Source organism: Pseudomonas fluorescens (genome assembly GCF_002837185.1).
GTDB classification, from domain to species: Bacteria; Pseudomonadota; Gammaproteobacteria; order Pseudomonadales; family Pseudomonadaceae; genus Aquipseudomonas; species Aquipseudomonas fluorescens_AM.
The window spans coordinates 116,128-132,059 of record NZ_KZ477989.1; the positions used below are offsets into that span (position 1 = coordinate 116,128).

16 protein-coding genes are annotated in these 15,932 nt (G+C 60.8%); 8 read left to right on the forward strand and 8 right to left on the reverse strand.

Translation table 11 applies throughout. From position 1 onward, the window contains the following. Positions 1 to 41: 41 nt before the first annotated feature. Positions 42 to 881, forward strand: a complete 840-nt coding sequence (locus CIB54_RS06585; protein ID WP_101219162.1) for a cache domain-containing protein — start codon at positions 42 to 44, stop codon at positions 879 to 881. Positions 882 to 1,397: 516 nt separating this feature from the next. On the opposite strand, the gene CIB54_RS06595 is transcribed toward CIB54_RS06585, so the two are convergent. Both CIB54_RS06595 and pobA read right to left on the reverse strand, forming a co-directional pair. Continuing rightward, positions 1,398 to 2,900 (reverse strand): MDR family MFS transporter, encoded by a 1,503-nt coding sequence (locus CIB54_RS06595; RefSeq protein WP_101219164.1) that lies wholly within the window; start codon positions 2,898 to 2,900, stop codon positions 1,398 to 1,400. 66 nt (positions 2,901 to 2,966) lie between these two features. Further along, positions 2,967 to 4,160 carry a 4-hydroxybenzoate 3-monooxygenase gene (gene pobA, locus CIB54_RS06600; protein WP_065949221.1) on the reverse strand — a complete coding sequence of 398 codons (1,194 nt, stop codon included), beginning with the start codon at positions 4,158 to 4,160 and terminating at the stop codon, positions 2,967 to 2,969. A 180-nt stretch (positions 4,161 to 4,340) separates the two neighbouring features. Here pobA and CIB54_RS06605 point away from each other — a divergent pair, with 180 nt between their 5' ends. Next, positions 4,341 to 5,207 carry a helix-turn-helix domain-containing protein gene (locus CIB54_RS06605; protein ID WP_101219166.1) on the forward strand — a complete coding sequence of 289 codons (867 nt, stop codon included), beginning with the start codon at positions 4,341 to 4,343 and terminating at the stop codon, positions 5,205 to 5,207. 102 nt (positions 5,208 to 5,309) lie between these two features. Here CIB54_RS06605 and CIB54_RS06610 read toward each other — a convergent pair whose 3' ends face one another. Further along, positions 5,310 to 5,489 carry a hypothetical protein gene (locus tag CIB54_RS06610; protein WP_057723028.1) on the reverse strand — a complete coding sequence of 60 codons (180 nt, stop codon included), beginning with the start codon at positions 5,487 to 5,489 and terminating at the stop codon, positions 5,310 to 5,312. A 100-nt stretch (positions 5,490 to 5,589) separates the two neighbouring features. Continuing rightward, positions 5,590 to 6,495 carry a LysR family transcriptional regulator gene (locus CIB54_RS06615; protein ID WP_101219168.1) on the reverse strand — a complete coding sequence of 302 codons (906 nt, stop codon included), beginning with the start codon at positions 6,493 to 6,495 and terminating at the stop codon, positions 5,590 to 5,592. A gap of 106 nt (positions 6,496 to 6,601) precedes the next feature. Here CIB54_RS06615 and CIB54_RS06620 point away from each other — a divergent pair, with 106 nt between their 5' ends. The 4 genes from CIB54_RS06620 (at position 6,602) to CIB54_RS06640 (ending at position 10,684) form a co-directional block, all read left to right on the forward strand. Next, positions 6,602 to 7,468 carry an MBL fold metallo-hydrolase gene (locus CIB54_RS06620; RefSeq protein WP_101219170.1) on the forward strand — a complete coding sequence of 289 codons (867 nt, stop codon included), beginning with the start codon at positions 6,602 to 6,604 and terminating at the stop codon, positions 7,466 to 7,468. A 35-nt stretch (positions 7,469 to 7,503) separates the two neighbouring features. Then, positions 7,504 to 8,118: an NAD(P)-dependent oxidoreductase gene (locus CIB54_RS06625; protein WP_101219172.1), complete on the forward strand. Its 615-nt coding sequence runs from the start codon at positions 7,504 to 7,506 to the stop codon at positions 8,116 to 8,118. Positions 8,119 to 8,402: 284 nt separating this feature from the next. Next, a complete protein-coding gene (locus CIB54_RS06635) occupies positions 8,403 to 9,590 on the forward strand; it encodes a cyanate transporter (RefSeq protein ID WP_101219176.1) in 1,188 nt (395 codons plus the stop codon). A gap of 137 nt (positions 9,591 to 9,727) precedes the next feature. Next, positions 9,728 to 10,684: a LysR family transcriptional regulator gene (locus CIB54_RS06640; protein WP_101219178.1), complete on the forward strand. Its 957-nt coding sequence runs from the start codon at positions 9,728 to 9,730 to the stop codon at positions 10,682 to 10,684. Between the two features lie 28 nt (positions 10,685 to 10,712). On the opposite strand, the gene CIB54_RS06645 is transcribed toward CIB54_RS06640, so the two are convergent. The 3 genes from CIB54_RS06645 to CIB54_RS27430 form a co-directional block, all read right to left on the reverse strand. Further along, positions 10,713 to 11,099 (reverse strand): 5-carboxymethyl-2-hydroxymuconate Delta-isomerase, encoded by a 387-nt coding sequence (locus CIB54_RS06645; RefSeq protein WP_065949228.1) that lies wholly within the window; start codon positions 11,097 to 11,099, stop codon positions 10,713 to 10,715. Positions 11,100 to 11,151: 52 nt separating this feature from the next. Next, the gene (locus tag CIB54_RS06650) at positions 11,152 to 12,075 is read right to left on the reverse strand and encodes a LysR substrate-binding domain-containing protein (protein ID WP_065949229.1); all 924 of its coding nucleotides are present in this window, start codon (positions 12,073 to 12,075) and stop codon (positions 11,152 to 11,154) included. 199 nt (positions 12,076 to 12,274) lie between these two features. Continuing rightward, the gene (locus CIB54_RS27430; RefSeq protein ID WP_191949571.1) at positions 12,275 to 12,421 is read right to left on the reverse strand and encodes a hypothetical protein; all 147 of its coding nucleotides are present in this window, start codon (positions 12,419 to 12,421) and stop codon (positions 12,275 to 12,277) included. A gap of 198 nt (positions 12,422 to 12,619) precedes the next feature. Here CIB54_RS27430 and CIB54_RS06655 point away from each other — a divergent pair, with 198 nt between their 5' ends. Continuing rightward, positions 12,620 to 13,927 (forward strand): MFS transporter, encoded by a 1,308-nt coding sequence (locus tag CIB54_RS06655; RefSeq protein WP_101219180.1) that lies wholly within the window; start codon positions 12,620 to 12,622, stop codon positions 13,925 to 13,927. Further along, on the forward strand, positions 13,924 to 14,682 hold the full coding sequence (locus CIB54_RS06660) for a substrate-binding domain-containing protein (protein WP_101219182.1): 759 nt from the start codon (positions 13,924 to 13,926) through the stop codon (positions 14,680 to 14,682). Before CIB54_RS06655 ends, CIB54_RS06660 begins: the two co-directional genes overlap by 4 nt. On the opposite strand, the gene CIB54_RS06665 is transcribed toward CIB54_RS06660, so the two are convergent. Continuing rightward, positions 14,674 to 15,576, reverse strand: coding sequence for a LysR family transcriptional regulator (locus tag CIB54_RS06665; RefSeq protein ID WP_065949232.1), 903 nt, complete (start codon positions 15,574 to 15,576; stop codon positions 14,674 to 14,676). The two genes, CIB54_RS06660 and CIB54_RS06665, sit on opposite strands and share 9 nt — an antisense overlap. Positions 15,577 to 15,932: the final 356 nt, after the last annotated feature.

Consider the following 15,932-nt stretch of genomic DNA (forward strand, 5'->3'; position numbering starts at 1 on the left):
TCTACGCTCTTGTGATTCCAACAAGACCGAGGGACGGGTAGATGAACACACTGCTACGACTCGCCTGGCTGCTGCTGTTGTGCGGCAGCCAGGTGCACGCCGACATGGCCAGTGACGCAGACGCTCAAGCGGCCAAGGCGTTGCTGGAAAAGGCTCTGGTTTACTACCAGAACAATGGCGACAAGGCGTTGGCCGCTTTCAGCCGCCAGGGCGAATTCATCGACCAGGACCGCTACGTCTTCGTGGTCGACACCAAAGGCGTACTGCTGGCCAGTGGCGGCCCCTCCTCGGCCTTGATCGGTCGCGACGTGTCCACCGTACTCGGGCCCGATCTGCAAGCCTCGTTCAAACACGCCATCAGCGCGCCCGAAGGCCAGGGTATCCAGCAGGCCGATTATCGTTGGCAGAACTGGAATGACGGCAAGGTCGAACACAAGCATGTGTTTTACCAGCGGGTGGGCGAGCGCATCCTGGCGGTCGGCTATTACCTGCCACGGGCCACACCGGAACAGGCGCGGGCACTGCGCAACAAGGCGGTGAACGCGCTGCTGAAGGACGAAGCGGGGACGCTCAAGGCGATCAACTCATTGCAGGGTGGTTTCCTGCAGGATGATCTGTATGTGTTCGTGGTTGACCTGGATACGCGGCGCTATGTGGCGCACGGCACCGATCTGCGCTTGATCAATACCGATTTCGCCAAGGTCAAGGACCCGGATGGCCGGCCTGTCGGGGAGCCGATCCTTGCGTTGATGGGGGAGCAGGATCAGGGCGAATATAAATACCGCTGGAAGAACCCGGTGACCGGGAAGGTCGAGAATAAGCATGCTTATGTGCGCAAGGCCGGGCATTGGATGGTGGCGGTGGGGTATTACAGTCCCTGATTCATCTGACGGGTACATATCCTGCTGCGGTAACGGATATGTACGCTGTTGGCTTTGTGTGGGAGGGGCGGTGCGACGATTCGACTTGCCCCCGATGGCGGCCTCTGGGCCGACCAGGATGTTGGATCAGATTGAGTACATATCCGTTTCTGCGGTAACGGCCACTTAGGGTTCCGCCCTGACGGCGGCTCACTTTTGAAAAGCGTAAAAGTAAGCAAAACGCTCTTGCCCCACCACTCGGCACCTCGCTTAGGCTCGGTGTGCCCGAACGCAGGTTTGAATCCGTGGTTTAACGGGGCGCCTGAGATCAAGATCAAAAGCAGATCAAGATCAAGAGCGACTCGCTTCGCATCGTGGTTACGGTTGAGCGCTACAGAGTTGTGTAGATACCTATGCCCCGATGAGGGAGGGTCAGTGAGTGCATCCGTAACTGACACACCGCCATCGGGGGCAAGCCCCCTCCCACATTTGGACCAGGATCGGCAAAAGATACCGGTCGGCTCTAAGGCCGGCGTGCTAACGCCCCCGCAACACCCGATCAGGCATCGCAATAGCCGCCGCCAACCCCAACACCGACACCCCCGCACTCACCATCAGCAAATGCCGAAACGTCATCGCCAACTCCCCCCGCAACGCATCCCGCGCCGCCCCCGGCGCAGCGTTGAGCCCATCGAGCAGCACATTACCGGTGCTACCCTCGGTCAGCAGCGCACCACTGGCCAAGTGGGCAAAACTGGCATCGCGCAACAATGCCAACAGCAAGGCCGACATGCAGGCCACCCCCACCGCCCCGCCCAGGGAACGGAACAGGTTGGTGGTGCTGGTCGCCACACCAATATCGCGCTGCTCCACCGAGTTCTGCGTACCCACCAACGAGGTCGGGAACTGCATGCCTGCAGCGATGCCGCACAACAGCATGAACAGCGAGGTGAGCCCGACGGCCTGGGGCGCGCTGAAGGCCATGCCGAGAATCGCCAGGGGACTCAACACGGCGCCACTGAGGATCATCGGTTTATATCGGCCGGTCACTGAGGTCATGCGTCCGGCGAAATAAGCGCCCATCGGCAAGCCCATCGCCAGGGGCAGCAGGTGCAGGGCCGCGCTGTCGGCACCGGCACCGGTCACGGTCTGGTAACGCAGGGGCATGAGCACGGTCAGGGAAATCGCCTGGAAGCTGGTGATGAATATCGTGCACCAGCACAACACCGCGCTGCGGTTGACGAACAAGTGCATGGGCAGCAACGGCTCGCGCGCACGGCGCTCATGCCAGACGAACACGCTCAACGCCAACAGCGCACAGAGCAGCAGCCCGAGCACTTGATCGTCACGCCACGCACGGCCCTGGCCGATTTGTGTGATGCCGAGCAACAAGGCGGTCAGGCCGATGATCATCAGCAAGGTGCCCAGGTAATCGATGATCGGCTTGCGCTGCGGCACCGGCAACCCCACCAGGGTGCGATGGGCCACATACCAGGCGACAGCGCCCAACGGCAGGTTGATCAAAAATACCCAGCGCCAGGACAGGTACTCGGTCATGTAGCCGCCCAACACCGGCCCGGCGACGCTGGCCACCGCGTACATGCTGCTGAAGTAGCCCTGGTAACGCCCACGCTCACGGGGCGCGATGATGTCGCCGATGATCGCCTGGCTCACCGAAATCATGCCGCCGGCACCGATGCCCTGGATAATCCGCGCCAGCACCAGTTGCTCCATGCTGTGCGCCATGCCGCAGAACAGCGAGGCGACGGTGAACACGCCCATACCGATCAGCATCATCGGCCGCCGCCCATACAGGTCACCGAGCTTGCCGTAGATCGGCACCGCCACTGTCATCGCCACCATGTAGCCGGAGATCACCCAGGCCAGCAGGTTGACGTCATGGAACTGCGCGGAAATGGCCGGCATCGACACGGCGACAATGGTCTGGTCCAGGGCGCCAAGAAAGATCGCCAGCATCAGCGCGGCAAGAATGCTGCGCACGGCGGGAACAGTGGGAGCGGACTGATTGAGAGGGGTCACGGCACAACCTTCGAGCAAGGCCCGCAGGCAACGGCAGCCTGCGGAAATGCTGAATACGATAGCAGGCTATTCAATAGCCTCATAAGGAAGCCCGACGTAATTTTCCGCAATGGTTGTGCGCCCGGCCTCGGAACCCATGAAGTAGTCCAGTTCGCTCTCGGCAATGCGCTGGGTGAAGCCATCCGCCTGGGGAAACTGATGCAGCATCGACGTCATCCACCAGGAAAACCGTTCGGCCTTCCACACCCGCCGCAGGCAGATGGCAGAGTAGCGCTCGAGCAATTCCACGCGCCCCTCGCCATACACCTTGAGCAGGATCCGAAACAACGTACTCACATCACTGGCGGCCAGGTTCAGGCCCTTGGCCCCGGTAGGCGGCACGATATGCGCGGCATCGCCGAGCAGGAACAGGCGCCCGTACTGCATCGGCTCCACCACGAAACTGCGCAGCGGTGCGATGCTTTTTTCAATCGACGGGCCGGTGACCAGGTGTTCAGCCAGGTCGACCGGCAGACGGGTTTTGAGCTCAGCCCAGAAGCGCTCGTCCGACCAGTCGGCCAATGGCTCCTGTGCGGGAACCTGCAAGTAGTAACGGCTGCGGGTCAGCGAACGCATGCTGCACAGCGCAAAGCCACGCGGGTGCGTGGCGTACACCAGCTCCGGGTGCACCGGCGGCGTATCGGCAAGCATGCCCAGCCAACCGAAGGGGTAGACGCGCTCGAACACTTGCAGCGCCTCGGACGGAATCGATTGACGGGCCACCCCGTGAAAGCCGTCACAGCCCGCGACGTAATCGCACTCCAGGCGAAAGGCCTGGCCCTGATGCTCGAAGGTCAGCCAGGGCTGATCACTTTTGAGGTCATGGGGCTGTACGTTTGAGGCTTCGTAGAACGTCGTGGCGCCGACAGCCGCACGGGCCGCCATCAGGTCGCGGGTGACTTCGGTCTGGCCGTAGATCATCACTGACTGGCCACCGGTCAGGGTCTTGAGGTCGATGTGGGTGAGTCGGCCATCGCGCGCCAGGGCGAAACCGTCATGCACCAGGCCCTCGGTGTCCATGCGTCGGCTGACGCCGGCCTCGCGCAGCAGGTCGACCATGCCTGGCTCCAGCACCCCGGCGCGGATGCGGCCCTGCACGTGGTCGGCGGTCTGGCGCTCCAGGACGAGGGTCTGAATGCCAGCGTTGTGCAGCAATTGGCCGAGCAGCAATCCGGAGGGACCGGCGCCAATAATGGCGACTTGGGTTTTCAGCGTTTTCATTATTTTTATGGCCTGCTGGCTTCACCCGAACCGAACGAGTGAAAGAGTTGTCATTGGACGTGTGGCTGACATTTTTCACCTGAGCGAGCAGCATAAGAAGGTGAAAACTGCTTTAAAGCCTGCGCTTTTTGCCAATCGGGGCGATTACCGCACCACTATCCTGAGTATCGGATTGAAAACATGACCAACACCGCGATTCCGGTCTTCAAGCTTTACGGGGAAAGCCAACAGTGGCCGACTCCCGATTTGTTGCACTGCGAAACCATTTCCCGGCGCAGTCGGGAATACCAGTGGGAAATCCAGCCCCACCGGCACGCGGACTTGTGCCAGTTGCTTTACGTGCATAAAGGCCAGGCACACCTGGAAATCGAAGGCCAGCGCACCACGCTCAACGAGGCGAGCCTGCAAGTACTGCCGCCGCTGTGTGTGCACGGATTTCGTTTTTCCGAAGAGATCGAAGGGTACGTGGTGACCCTGTCGGCGCCCCTGGTCAGCCACTTACAAGCGCAACTGGGCAGCACAATCGATGGCCTGCACACCCTCGGCAACTACCCCGCAGGCAAGGACAGCGACTACCTCAATAACCTGTTCGTGCGTTTGCAGGACGAGTACGCCGACGAACAACCGGCACGGGACATGATGATGCACGCCCTGGTCAGCGTGCTGCTGGTATGGGTCAGCCGCCAGGCGATCCAGCGCCGCCACCCCAGAACGCCACGCAACCGTGAGTATTTCCGACGTTTTACCCAACTGGTCGAACAGCATTACCGCGAGCACCCGAAGATTGAAGACCTGGCCCACAAACTGGGCATCTCGGTCTCCCATCTCAATGGCACATGTCGGGAGTTGGGCGGGCAGCCGGCATTGCAGATCATGCATGACCGCCAGTTGCTGGAAGCCAAGCGTTTGTTGACCTACACCAGCATGACGATCAATGAAATGTCCGAGGTGCTGGGGTTTTCCGACCCCACCAACTTCTCGCGGCTGTTTCGCCGCCGGGTGGGGTTTTCGCCCAAGGCTTTTCGCGAGCAGTTGAAGCAGAGCTGAATGTGCGAGGGGGCAAGCCCTAATACTGTAGGAGCGAGCTTGCTCGCTCCTACAGTATTAGGGCTTGCCCCCTCCCACATTGGATCTGCAGTGCTTTGAGAATCAACGCAGGGCGCTGAAACTGCCGGTGTGCGGGACGCATTGATTTTGATGGCAACTGATGGCGAACGCCGCCGGCTGCATACGCGTCTGCTCAACGCGATAAGCGGCTGTACCGTACAGCGCGGTGGCCAAGGCGCACAGGCTGAAAATCGTCAGGTATTTTCTGGTTTTGATACTCATGGCACGGACCTCTGAACGGATCTACCGGCTCCTGTTTCAAGCATAGGTCAGATAGGGCAAGTTGCCATGATTGCAGGCCATTCAGCGCGCTTATATCGCCTCAGAGCCCGATGTCCCAGTCAGGCTCCTCGGGAAACCGCTGCACCAGGAAATCCAGCAGGCTGCGCAACGCCGAGGGCATGTGTTTGCGTGAGGCGTATACCGCGTAGATATTCATCTGCCGCGGCTGCGCATCCGGCAGCAAGCGCACCAGTGTGCCGCTGCGAATCAGCTCACTGGCTTCATAGCTGGGCAACATAGCGACTCCTGCGTCGGCCAGGGTTATGCGCAATAAAGTACCGGCCTCATTGGCGGTGATATTGCCGTGCACCGCCACTGACACATGTTCACCCCTCTCTTCGAAATGCCACAGGCTCTTGCCAAAATAGGAATGGGTCAGGCAGTTGTGCCGGGCCAGGTCTTCGACTTTCTGCGGTGCCGGATGCTCGCGCAGATAGGCAGGCGTGGCGCACACCACCGAGCGGCACACCGTCAGGCGTCGGGCGATCAGGTTCGGGTCCAGGTCATTGCTGGTGCGGATCGCCAGGTCGATACGCTCGTCCACCAAATTCACGGTGCGGTCGAGCATTTGCAGGTCGACTGTCACCAACGGATGGCGTTTGACGTACTCGGCAATGGCGGCGCCTAACTGCGCCTGGCCGAACGAGGTGCTGACACTCAGGCGCAGCAGGCCACGAGGGGTCTCATCGGGCTCGCTGACGGCGGCCTGCATATCGCCGCAAAGCTCCAGCAATTGCCGGCAACGTGGCAGGGTTTCGCTGCCGGCGGCGGTGAGGCTGAGCTTGCGCGTGGTGCGGTGCAGCAGGCGTGCACCGACCCAATCCTCCAGCTCGGCCAGGTAACGCGAGACCACTGGGCGCGACAGGTCCAGATGATCGGCGGCGGCGGATTGGCTGCCCAGATCCACCACGGTGACAAACACGCGCATTGCTTGGAGACGATCCATGATTTGCCCGATTTCAGAAACAAACTATGTCCCAGCATCGCATTTTTTGTGGTGTTTTATGCAACTAAGCTCTGTGCACCCCTTACCGATGGCAGGAGCTGCCCCGATGTTCGCGACGTTCAAACGCTTGACCCTGGCGACTGCCGCCCTGGCCTTCACTGCTCATGCGGTGGCGGCAGACTTGAAACTTGACGTGTACAACCCGGGCGAAGCCGCGATCTTCCCGGTCAGCTCGGTGCTGGTCAGCGGCGCCAAGGACGCGATCCTGGTGGACGCGCAATTCGGCAAGGGCCAGGCCGAGCAACTGGTGCAGAAAATCCGTGCCAGCGGCAAGCACCTGACCACCATCTATATCAGCCACGGCGACCCGGACTACTACTTCGGCCTCGACACCCTGGCCGCCGCCTTTCCTGACGCGAACGTGCTGGCGCCACAAGCGGTGGTCGACCATATCAACGCCACCGTCGCCGGCAAGCTGGCGTTCTGGGGCCCGAAAATGGGTGCCGACAAACCGGCCAGGACCCTCGTGCCGCAAGTGCTCAAGGGCCACAGCCTGACGCTGGAAGGGCAGCAGCTGGAAGTCATCGGCCTGGACGGCCCGCAGCCGGATCGCAGCTTTGTGTGGATTCCGTCGATCAAGGCAGTGGTCGGTGGTGTGGTGGTCGCGCAAAACATCCACGTATGGATGGCCGATACCCAGACGGCACAGTCCCACAAGGATTGGCTGGCCACCCTGCAACGTATTGAAGACTTGAAGCCGACCACCGTGATCCCGGGCCACTACCTGGGCACCCCATCACCCGCTTCGGTCACGTTCACCGCCGACTACATCAAGGCCTTCGACATCGAGACCGCCCGGGCCAAGGATTCCGCCGCCCTGATTGCGGCCATGAAAAAGCGTTACCCGAGCCTCGCCGAGGAAAGCTCGCTGGAACTGAGCGCCAAAGTCGCCAAGGGCGAAATGAAGTGGTGACTGGTTTTAAACCCTGACCTTTACTGGAGAACGTCATGAGCAAAATCGCAATCATTGGTGCCACCGGCCGTGCCGGTAGCCAACTGCTGGAAGAAGCACTGCGCCGTGGGCATACCGTCACTGCTATCGCGCGCAATACCGACAAACTGGCCGCACGCCCAGGCGTCACGGTCAAACAAGTGGATGCGCTGGAGGCCGATGCCCTGCAACAGGCCGTGAGCGGCAGCGACGTGGTGATCAGTGCCGCACACTTTGCCACCTTGCCCGCCAGCGCCGTGCTCGGCCCGGTGAAAAAAGCCGGAGTGAAACGCCTGCTGGTGGTGGGTGGCGCCGGTTCGTTGCTGTTGCCGGACGGCAGCCGGGTGATCGACAGCCCGGGCTTCCCGGCAGAATACAAAGCTGAAGCCAGCGCAGGGGCAGCGTTTCTCGACGCGCTGCGTCAAGAGCAGGCACTGGATTGGACCTTCCTGTCGCCGTCGGCCCTGTTCGATGGCACCGAGCGCACCGGTCAATTCCGCCTGGGCCAGGATGATCTGCTGGTGAGCGACGACGGTCAAAGCTCGATCAGTTTTGCCGACTTCGCCATTGCCATGATCGATGAAGTGGAAACGCCGAAGCACTCGCGTCAGCGTTTCACCGTGGGCTACTGATACACCGGATCTGTACTGTGGGAGCGTACACCGCCGTCTGTAGGAGCGAGCTTGCTCGCGAAAAACTCACAGGCACCGCGTTCACTCAGAAAGTACGCGTTATCGTTGATGTTTTTCGCGAGCAAGCTCGCTCCTACAGACTGGCATCAGGGCTTGCTCCCTCCCACATTTGAACGGTGGCGTATCCGGCGCCTGCAATTTTTCAATAGGGCCAATGACTTTCTCATTTGCCCAGCCTCCCCCACCCGTGGCCTGATTCGCCCTTGTTCACCCAAGGCAGGCCCATGCAAAACATTCAGGCAAAACCCACCACCGCCGTGTGGCTGATGATCAGTGTAGTGCTGGTCGCCCTTAACCTGCGCCCGTCGATGGCGGCCGTAGGCCCCTTGTTGTCGTCGATCCGCGCTGATGTGCCGCTCAATTTCAGCAGCGCGGCGTTGCTGACCATGTTGCCCGTCATGAGCATGGGCCTGGCGATGTTCTTCGGCATGGGCCTGGCCCAGCGCTTTGGCGAATACCGCAGTGTCGTGGTGTCGCTGCTGGTGATTGGCGCGGCGACACTGTCGCGGTTGTGGCTGGATTCGGCGTTCGAGCTGATTGTCAGCGCCATGGCGGCAGGCGTCGGGATTGCGCTGATCCAGGCGCTGATGCCGGCGCTGATCAAGTCGCGCCCGGGCGATAACGTTTCATTGTTCATGGGCCTGTATGTCACCGCGATCATGGGCGGCGCCGCACTGGCCGCGTCGTTTGCACCGTTTGTGCAAGTGCACACCGGCAGTTGGCGCATCGGCCTGGCGATGTGGGCGGGGCTGGCGCTGCCGGCGCTGGTGTTCGGGTACGCCCAGCGCTCGACGTTACCCGCTTTGCCTCGGGTCGACAGCGGCCCGCAGGCGTCCTTTTTCGGCAATCGCCGGGCCTGGTTGCTCGCCCTGTTTTTCGGCTTCGGCACGGCCTGCTACACCTGCGTGCTGGCGTGGCTGGCGCCGTATTATGTCGAGCAGGGCTGGACTGAACAGCATGCCGGCTTGCTGTTGGGTTTGCTCACCGCCATGGAAGTAGTCTCCGGCCTGGTAACGCCCGCCATCGCCAATCGCCGCCGGGACAAGCGCGGCGTGGTTGCGGTATTGCTGGTGCTGATCATGATCGGCTTCGCCGGCCTGATCCTCAGCCCCCGGCACCTGAGCCTGCTGTGGCCGTGCCTGCTCGGCCTGGGTATTGGCGGCCTGTTTCCAATGAGCCTGATCCTGTCCCTCGACCACCTCGATAACCCGCGCCGTGCCGGTGGCCTGACCGCATTCGTGCAGGGTATCGGCTACCTGATCGCGGGCCTGTCGCCGCTGATCGCCGGAATGATCCGCGACCAGTTGGGCAGCTTCGAAGGGGCCTGGTGGTCATTGGCGGCGGTAGTGGCGGTAATGCTGGTGATGGTTACGCGCTTCAATCCGGTGCATTACGCAGGACATATCCGCTGAGGTCGTGTTGTAAACACTATTTGTCTCACCCAAAACATAGAAGAGTCCTACAGAGCTTTCTATTGGTACGAGCGTTCCGTTAACATTTTGCTCAGTCTTGTACTGAGTTCGGTACAAAGGGTTTACGGACGAAACCGATGCTAAACAGTAACTTGCTCAGAAAGCTCGATATGCAGGACTTGATGGTGTTTATCGCTGTCTACGACCAGAGCAGCGTTACCGATGTGTCCGAAACGCTGTTCGTCAGTCAGTCCACCGTCAGCTACAGCCTGAAGAAACTGCGCACCAGTTTCGAAGACGAGTTGTTTATCAACACGCGAGCGGGCATGCGTCCGACGTACAAGGCCACCACGATGTACGGCCACGTACAGAAAATCCTCGAAAGCATCAACCTGTGCCACGCCGGTGGCCAGGCCTTCGACCCGACCCGCGAGGCCGTGACGTTCAATGTGTGCGCCCCGGAATACTTCGAACACCTGATCCTGCCGCGTCTGCTGAAAACCTTCGACCGCGCCGACCTGCCGGTGATCGTCAATGTGCAAAAGCTGGAAGCCGACATTCCCGCCGATGACTTGCGCGAAGGCCGCCTGGACCTGGTGATCTGCTTCGGCCCGAACTTTCACCGCGCCCATAAAGACTTCAAGAGCCAGATGCTGCTCGAAGACGACCTGGTGTGTGTCTTCGACAAACGCTCGGCGCCGCGGGAAACGGCACTCAGCCTGCAAGCCTTCGTCGAGCGGCGCCACGTGTTTCCCACGCCGTGGACCTCCGCCACCAACATGATCGACGGCTGGCTGGCGCGCCAGGCGCACAAACGCCAGGTGATCGCGCGGGCCAACAGCTACAGCGCGGCGTTGAAGATGATCAGCGGCACAGATTTCATCGTAACGTTGCCCCGCCGCGTGCAGAAGCTGCTGGCGTCGACCTCGGCGTACGGGTGTTGCGAAGCCCCGCAGGGTTTACCGGGCTTCACCCTGGACATGCAATGGAACCAGACCAGCGAACAGGACAGCGCCAATACCTGGCTTCGCGAGCAGGTCGTCAAGGTGTGTGAGGATGAAGCGGCAAGCGGCAAGTTAAAAGCGGCAAGTTAAAAAACGGCAAGAGGCGCCACGGTCGCTTTTAACTTGGCGCTTGCAGCGTGTCACTCCCCACTGCTTGTTTGCTATACGCATCGCGGTCCATATCACGCAATTCAACGCTCAGTTGCACCTGCACGCCCTCTGGCCACGGGCCCAGATCCTGCAGCACCGCCAGCAGGCTTTGCGACAGTTGCTGCTTGACCTGCGGCGAGCGCCCGCTGAGCAATGCCAGACGTACCGCGACAAACCCCCGCTCATTCAAGCCGGTGCCTACGCGAAAACTCTCGATTTTCACCGCCCGGCTCTTGATGTCGAACTCGGCGCCAAACTGACCGGAAGCCACCAGCGCATGGTTGAGGCGCAACAGAGCCTTGTCGGTGTCCAGTTGCGCCAGGTTGGCGGTGTATTCAAGGTGCAGATGCGGCATGGGTTTCTCCGAGCTTTTTTATAGGAAGACGGCTGAATATACACCACGCGCTTTACCCCGGGAGCGCAAGCGCTCGATCACTCATGAACGCCTCCAACCGTGAGCGCATCCAGCGTTCCGCCGGGTCGGTGTCGACGTGGCTGAGCCAGACCATCGACAAGTCCAGGGTCGGCGTTTCAAACGGAAACGCCTCGCAAAACAGGTTCCCGCCGGCAGCCATGGCCTGGGCCGTGTAGTCCGGCAGGCTGGCGATCATGTCAGTGCCGGCGAGCAATGCCGGCAGCGAGCTGTATTGCGGCACCGACAGCACCACGTGCCGCTTGCGCCCCATTTCGGCCAGCCACTCATCGGCAAACCCGGCCACGTTGGCGGTGTGGGACACCAGCACATGGGGCCGTGCGCAATATTCGTCGAGGGTCAGCGGTGTGTCGGACGCATCAGCGCGCAACAGGCAAGGCCGGATATGCCGCAGCAGCTTGCGCTTGGCATTCGCCGGCAGGCCGCGGGTCTGGGTGATACCGACGGTGATATCTCCAGAGGCGAGCAGGTCGGGAATGCGCCAGTAATCCACATGCTGCACCACGAACACCACCTGCGGCGCTTCCTGGCGCAGCGCCCGCAGCAATGGCGGCAGCAGGCCGAACTCAACGTCATCGGACAGGCCGATACGAAAGGTCATGGTGCTGATGGAGGGGTCGAAATCATGGGTCAGGCTCAAGGCCGACGACAGTGAATCCAGGGCCGGCGACAAGTGCCGGATAATTTCCTCCGCGCGTGCGGTGGGCTCCATGCGGTGGCCGACGCGAATGAACAACGGGTCATTGAACAAGGTGCGCAAACGATTGAGGGCCGAACTGATGGTCGGCTGGCCGAGAAACAGCTTCTCCGCCACCCGCGTCACGTTGCGCTCGAGCATCAGCGCTTCGAAGACCACCATCAGGTTGATATCGGCCTTGCGTAATTCATTGCGATTCATCGGCGCCTGCCCCTCCCCCAAGACAAGCCGCAGTTTAGAAAGGCAACGGGGGCGGCGTCTATGTCGGTCGACGCATCGGCTTTTATGCGGGAATGGGCTCGCCCGCGATTGCGGTATGCCAGTCAACCCAGGCGTCGACTGATTGACCGTAATCGCCGGCAACCCCACTCCCACGTTTGAATCGTGTTCACCCTTGAAATCAGGGCTTGAGCGGGCGCTCCTGATCCTGCTCGGAAAGCTCGGTACCGTCGTCGGGGTGCTTCCAGGTCTGCGGTTTTTCTTCCTCGGGCCACTGCCGAGATTGTTCACGCTCTGACTCTTTGTGCTGTTTGTGTTCGTTACCCATAGCCATCTCCCATTCGTAAGCATTGGACACAGCTTCAAGCGTAGAACAGGGCGGGCAATGCGGGCAGCCTTTTGAATTGATAGCCAACACACATCAATCCATCCAAATTTGTCACTTATCATTTCTAAATGTGTCAGCCACTATCCCAAGTCTTAAGCGAAACAAGCACTTTAAAAAGAACGCTGGAGACACAAAACCATGACTAGCCCTTCCCGGCCTGCGGTTGCTCCTTCGAAAGTAGGCGCCGTACTGCGCGTTACTTCGGGCAACTTCCTCGAACAGTTCGACTTTTTCCTGTTCGGGTTCTATGCCACCTACATCGCTGCCGCCTTCTTCCCCGCCGCCAATGAATTCGCATCATTAATGATGACCTTTGCCGTGTTCGGCGCAGGTTTCCTGATGCGGCCCTTGGGCGCGATCATTCTGGGTGCCTATATCGATGACGTGGGCCGTCGCAAAGGCCTGATCGTGACGCTGTCGATCATGGCCAGCGGCACGTTGTTGATCGTGCTGGTGCCCGGTTATCACACCATTGGCCTGTGGGCACCGTTGCTGGTGCTGCTGGGCCGCCTGTTGCAAGGCTTCTCGGCCGGTGCGGAACTGGGTGGTGTGTCGGTGTACCTGTCCGAGATGGCCACCCCGGGCCGCAAGGGCTTCTACACCAGCTGGCAGTCGGGCAGCCAGCAGATTTCCATCGTGGTTGCCGCCGCACTGGGCTATGGCTTGAACGTATGGATGGAGCCGGCTGTCGTTGCAGACTGGGGCTGGCGCATTCCCTTCGCCGTGGGTTGCGTGATCATTCCGTTTATCTTCGTGCTGCGGCGTAACCTGCAGGAAACCGAGGAGTTCGCCAAGCGCAAGCACCGCCCGACCATGCGTGAAGTGATGGCCACCCTGGTGAAAAACTGGACCGTGGTCATTGGCGGCATGCTGATGGTGGCAATGACCACCACCGCGTTCTACCTGATTACCGTGTACGCACCGACCTTCGGCAAGACCGTGCTGCAACTGAGCACTTCCGACGCGCTGCTGGTGACGTTGCTGGTGGCGGTGTCGAACTTTGTCTGGCTACCGATCGGCGGCATCCTGAGCGACCGCTTTGGCCGCAAGCCGGTGCTGATCGCCATGACAGTGCTGACCGTTCTCACGGCTTATCCAGCGCTGTCCTACGTGGTCAACGCGCCAAGCTTTGCACACATGCTGGAAACCCTGCTGTGGTTCTCCTTCCTTTACGGTATGTACAACGGCGCAATGATCCCGGCGCTGACTGAGATCATGCCGGTGGAAGTGCGCGTGGCGGGTTTCTCCCTGGCCTATAGCCTGGCAACCGCTGTCTTCGGCGGCTTCACTCCCGCGATCTCGACCTGGTTCATTCACATCACCGAGGACAAGGCTTCGCCCGCCTACTGGATGATGTTCGCTGCGCTGTGTGCCCTGTGTTCCACCCTGGCGCTGTATCGCCGCGCCAATACCCGTGGCCAGGTCATGCAGGGGGCCGTGCAATGAAGCCGTTGTTCAAAACCCTCACCGCCGTGGTCCTTGGCGCCTTGGCGCTGTCAGCCCAGGCTGAAGAGCTCAAAGTGATGACCTCCGGCGGCTTCACCGCTGCCTATAAACTGCTCGGCCCGCAATACGCCAAGCACAGCGGTGACACCCTGGACACTGTCCTCGGCCCGTCCATGGGCAAGGCGCCGGAAGCGATTCCCAACCGCCTGGCCCGTGGCGAACATGCCGATGTAGTGATCATGGTCGGCTACGCCCTGGATGAGCTGATCAAACAAGGCAAGGTCGACCCCGCCTCCCGTGTGGAGTTGGCGGATTCGCGGATTGGGTTGGTAGTGAAGGAAGGCGCGGCTAAACCTGCGATCAATACTGACGCCGAGCTCAAGGCCGTGCTGAGCAAGGCTGAATCCGTTGCCTATTCGGACAGCGCCAGCGGTGTGTATGTCGAGAAGGAGCTGTTCAAAAAGCTCGGCATGCCGGCCAAGGGCACCATGATCGAACGCGTGCCGGTGGGCGAACAGGTGGCCAAGGGTGACTACGAAGTCGGCTTGCAGCAGGTGGCGGAATTGTTGCCGGTCAAGGGCGTGACGTTTGTCGGCAAGATCCCGGAAGACGTGCAGTCCGTTACGCGTTTCGCCGCGGGCATTCCGGTCAACGCCGAACACCCGGAAGAGGCCAAGGCATTGCTGCAGTTCATGGCGTCGCCCGAAGCTCAACCGGTGGTGCAATCCACCGGCCTGGACTCGGTGTCACGCTGACCGAAACGGCATCTCCCGCACCAACCGCTCCAACTCCAGCGCCGCCGGCGGCAATGTCCGCCCGCGGCGCTTGATCAAGCCCACATTGCGCATCACCTGCGGTTCCACCAGCGGCACACTCACCAGAATCGGGTGCTCACACGCCGGCATCGCAATCGACGGCACCATCGCCACGCCCAGCCCCGCCTCCACCAGCCCGATCATCGTGGTAACGTGGTGGGTCTCGCAGATACTCGGCTTTTTCACCCGCACACCGCGCAGGGCCTGATCCAGCAGGAAGCGGTTGCCCGAAGTTTTGTCCACGCTGATGTAGTCATGCTCGTAGGCTTCGGTCCAGGTCACGCTTGCACGCGTGGCCAACGGATGGTCACGACGACAGGCCAGCACATAGCGCTCCTGCAGCAACAGCTCGAACTCCACTTCATCGGCCAGGCTGCCGCTGAAACTCACGCCAAAATCCGCCTCGCCACTTTCTACCGCATTGCACACTTCACCGGCACTGGCATCCAGCACCCGCAGGCGAATCTTCGGATACAGCTTGTGGAATTCGGAGATGACGTGGGGCATGAAGTAATACGCAGTCGACGGCACACAGGCGATGGTGACATTGCCCATGCGCGTGGACGCGACGTTACTGATGCCCATCAAGGCGATGTCCAGGTCGTCGAGCATGCGTTCGACCTGAGGCAGGAATGCACGGCCGACCATGGTCAGGCTGACTCGCCGCGTGGTGCGTTCGAACAGCTTTACATCCAGGGCCGACTCGAGCTTTTCGATGCGCCGGCTGAGCGCGGGTTGCGAGATTCGGATGGCCTCGGCGGCACCGCGAAAACTGCCCTTGTCTACCACGGCGCGGAAGGCTTGGAGGTCATTGAGGTCGAAGTTGATGATCACGGAAGGCAAGCCAGGATGGACGATGTGGCGGGCATTATCGTATGGGAGCGGGTGGGACGCCATGCGCACCGGGTCGGGTCTGCGGACATAGTGCGATGCAGCCTCTACGGCAGTGGCTGCGCGCGTTGTCGACAGGCTCATCAGCCACTGCGAACGCTTTTCTCTGTGTCCCTTGCGTGGCACGCGCCGTGACGACCTGCTGACTGACTTGCGCATCACGCATTACCGACACAGCACCGTCATTGCATTTAAGGTAAACACCGCGAACAAAACAGTGTCGATCCTCGGCGTGTTTTATGGCGGGCAACGCTATGCAGGATTGCTTTAGCGTCGGCAGGGTTGATGTCCATGGACCA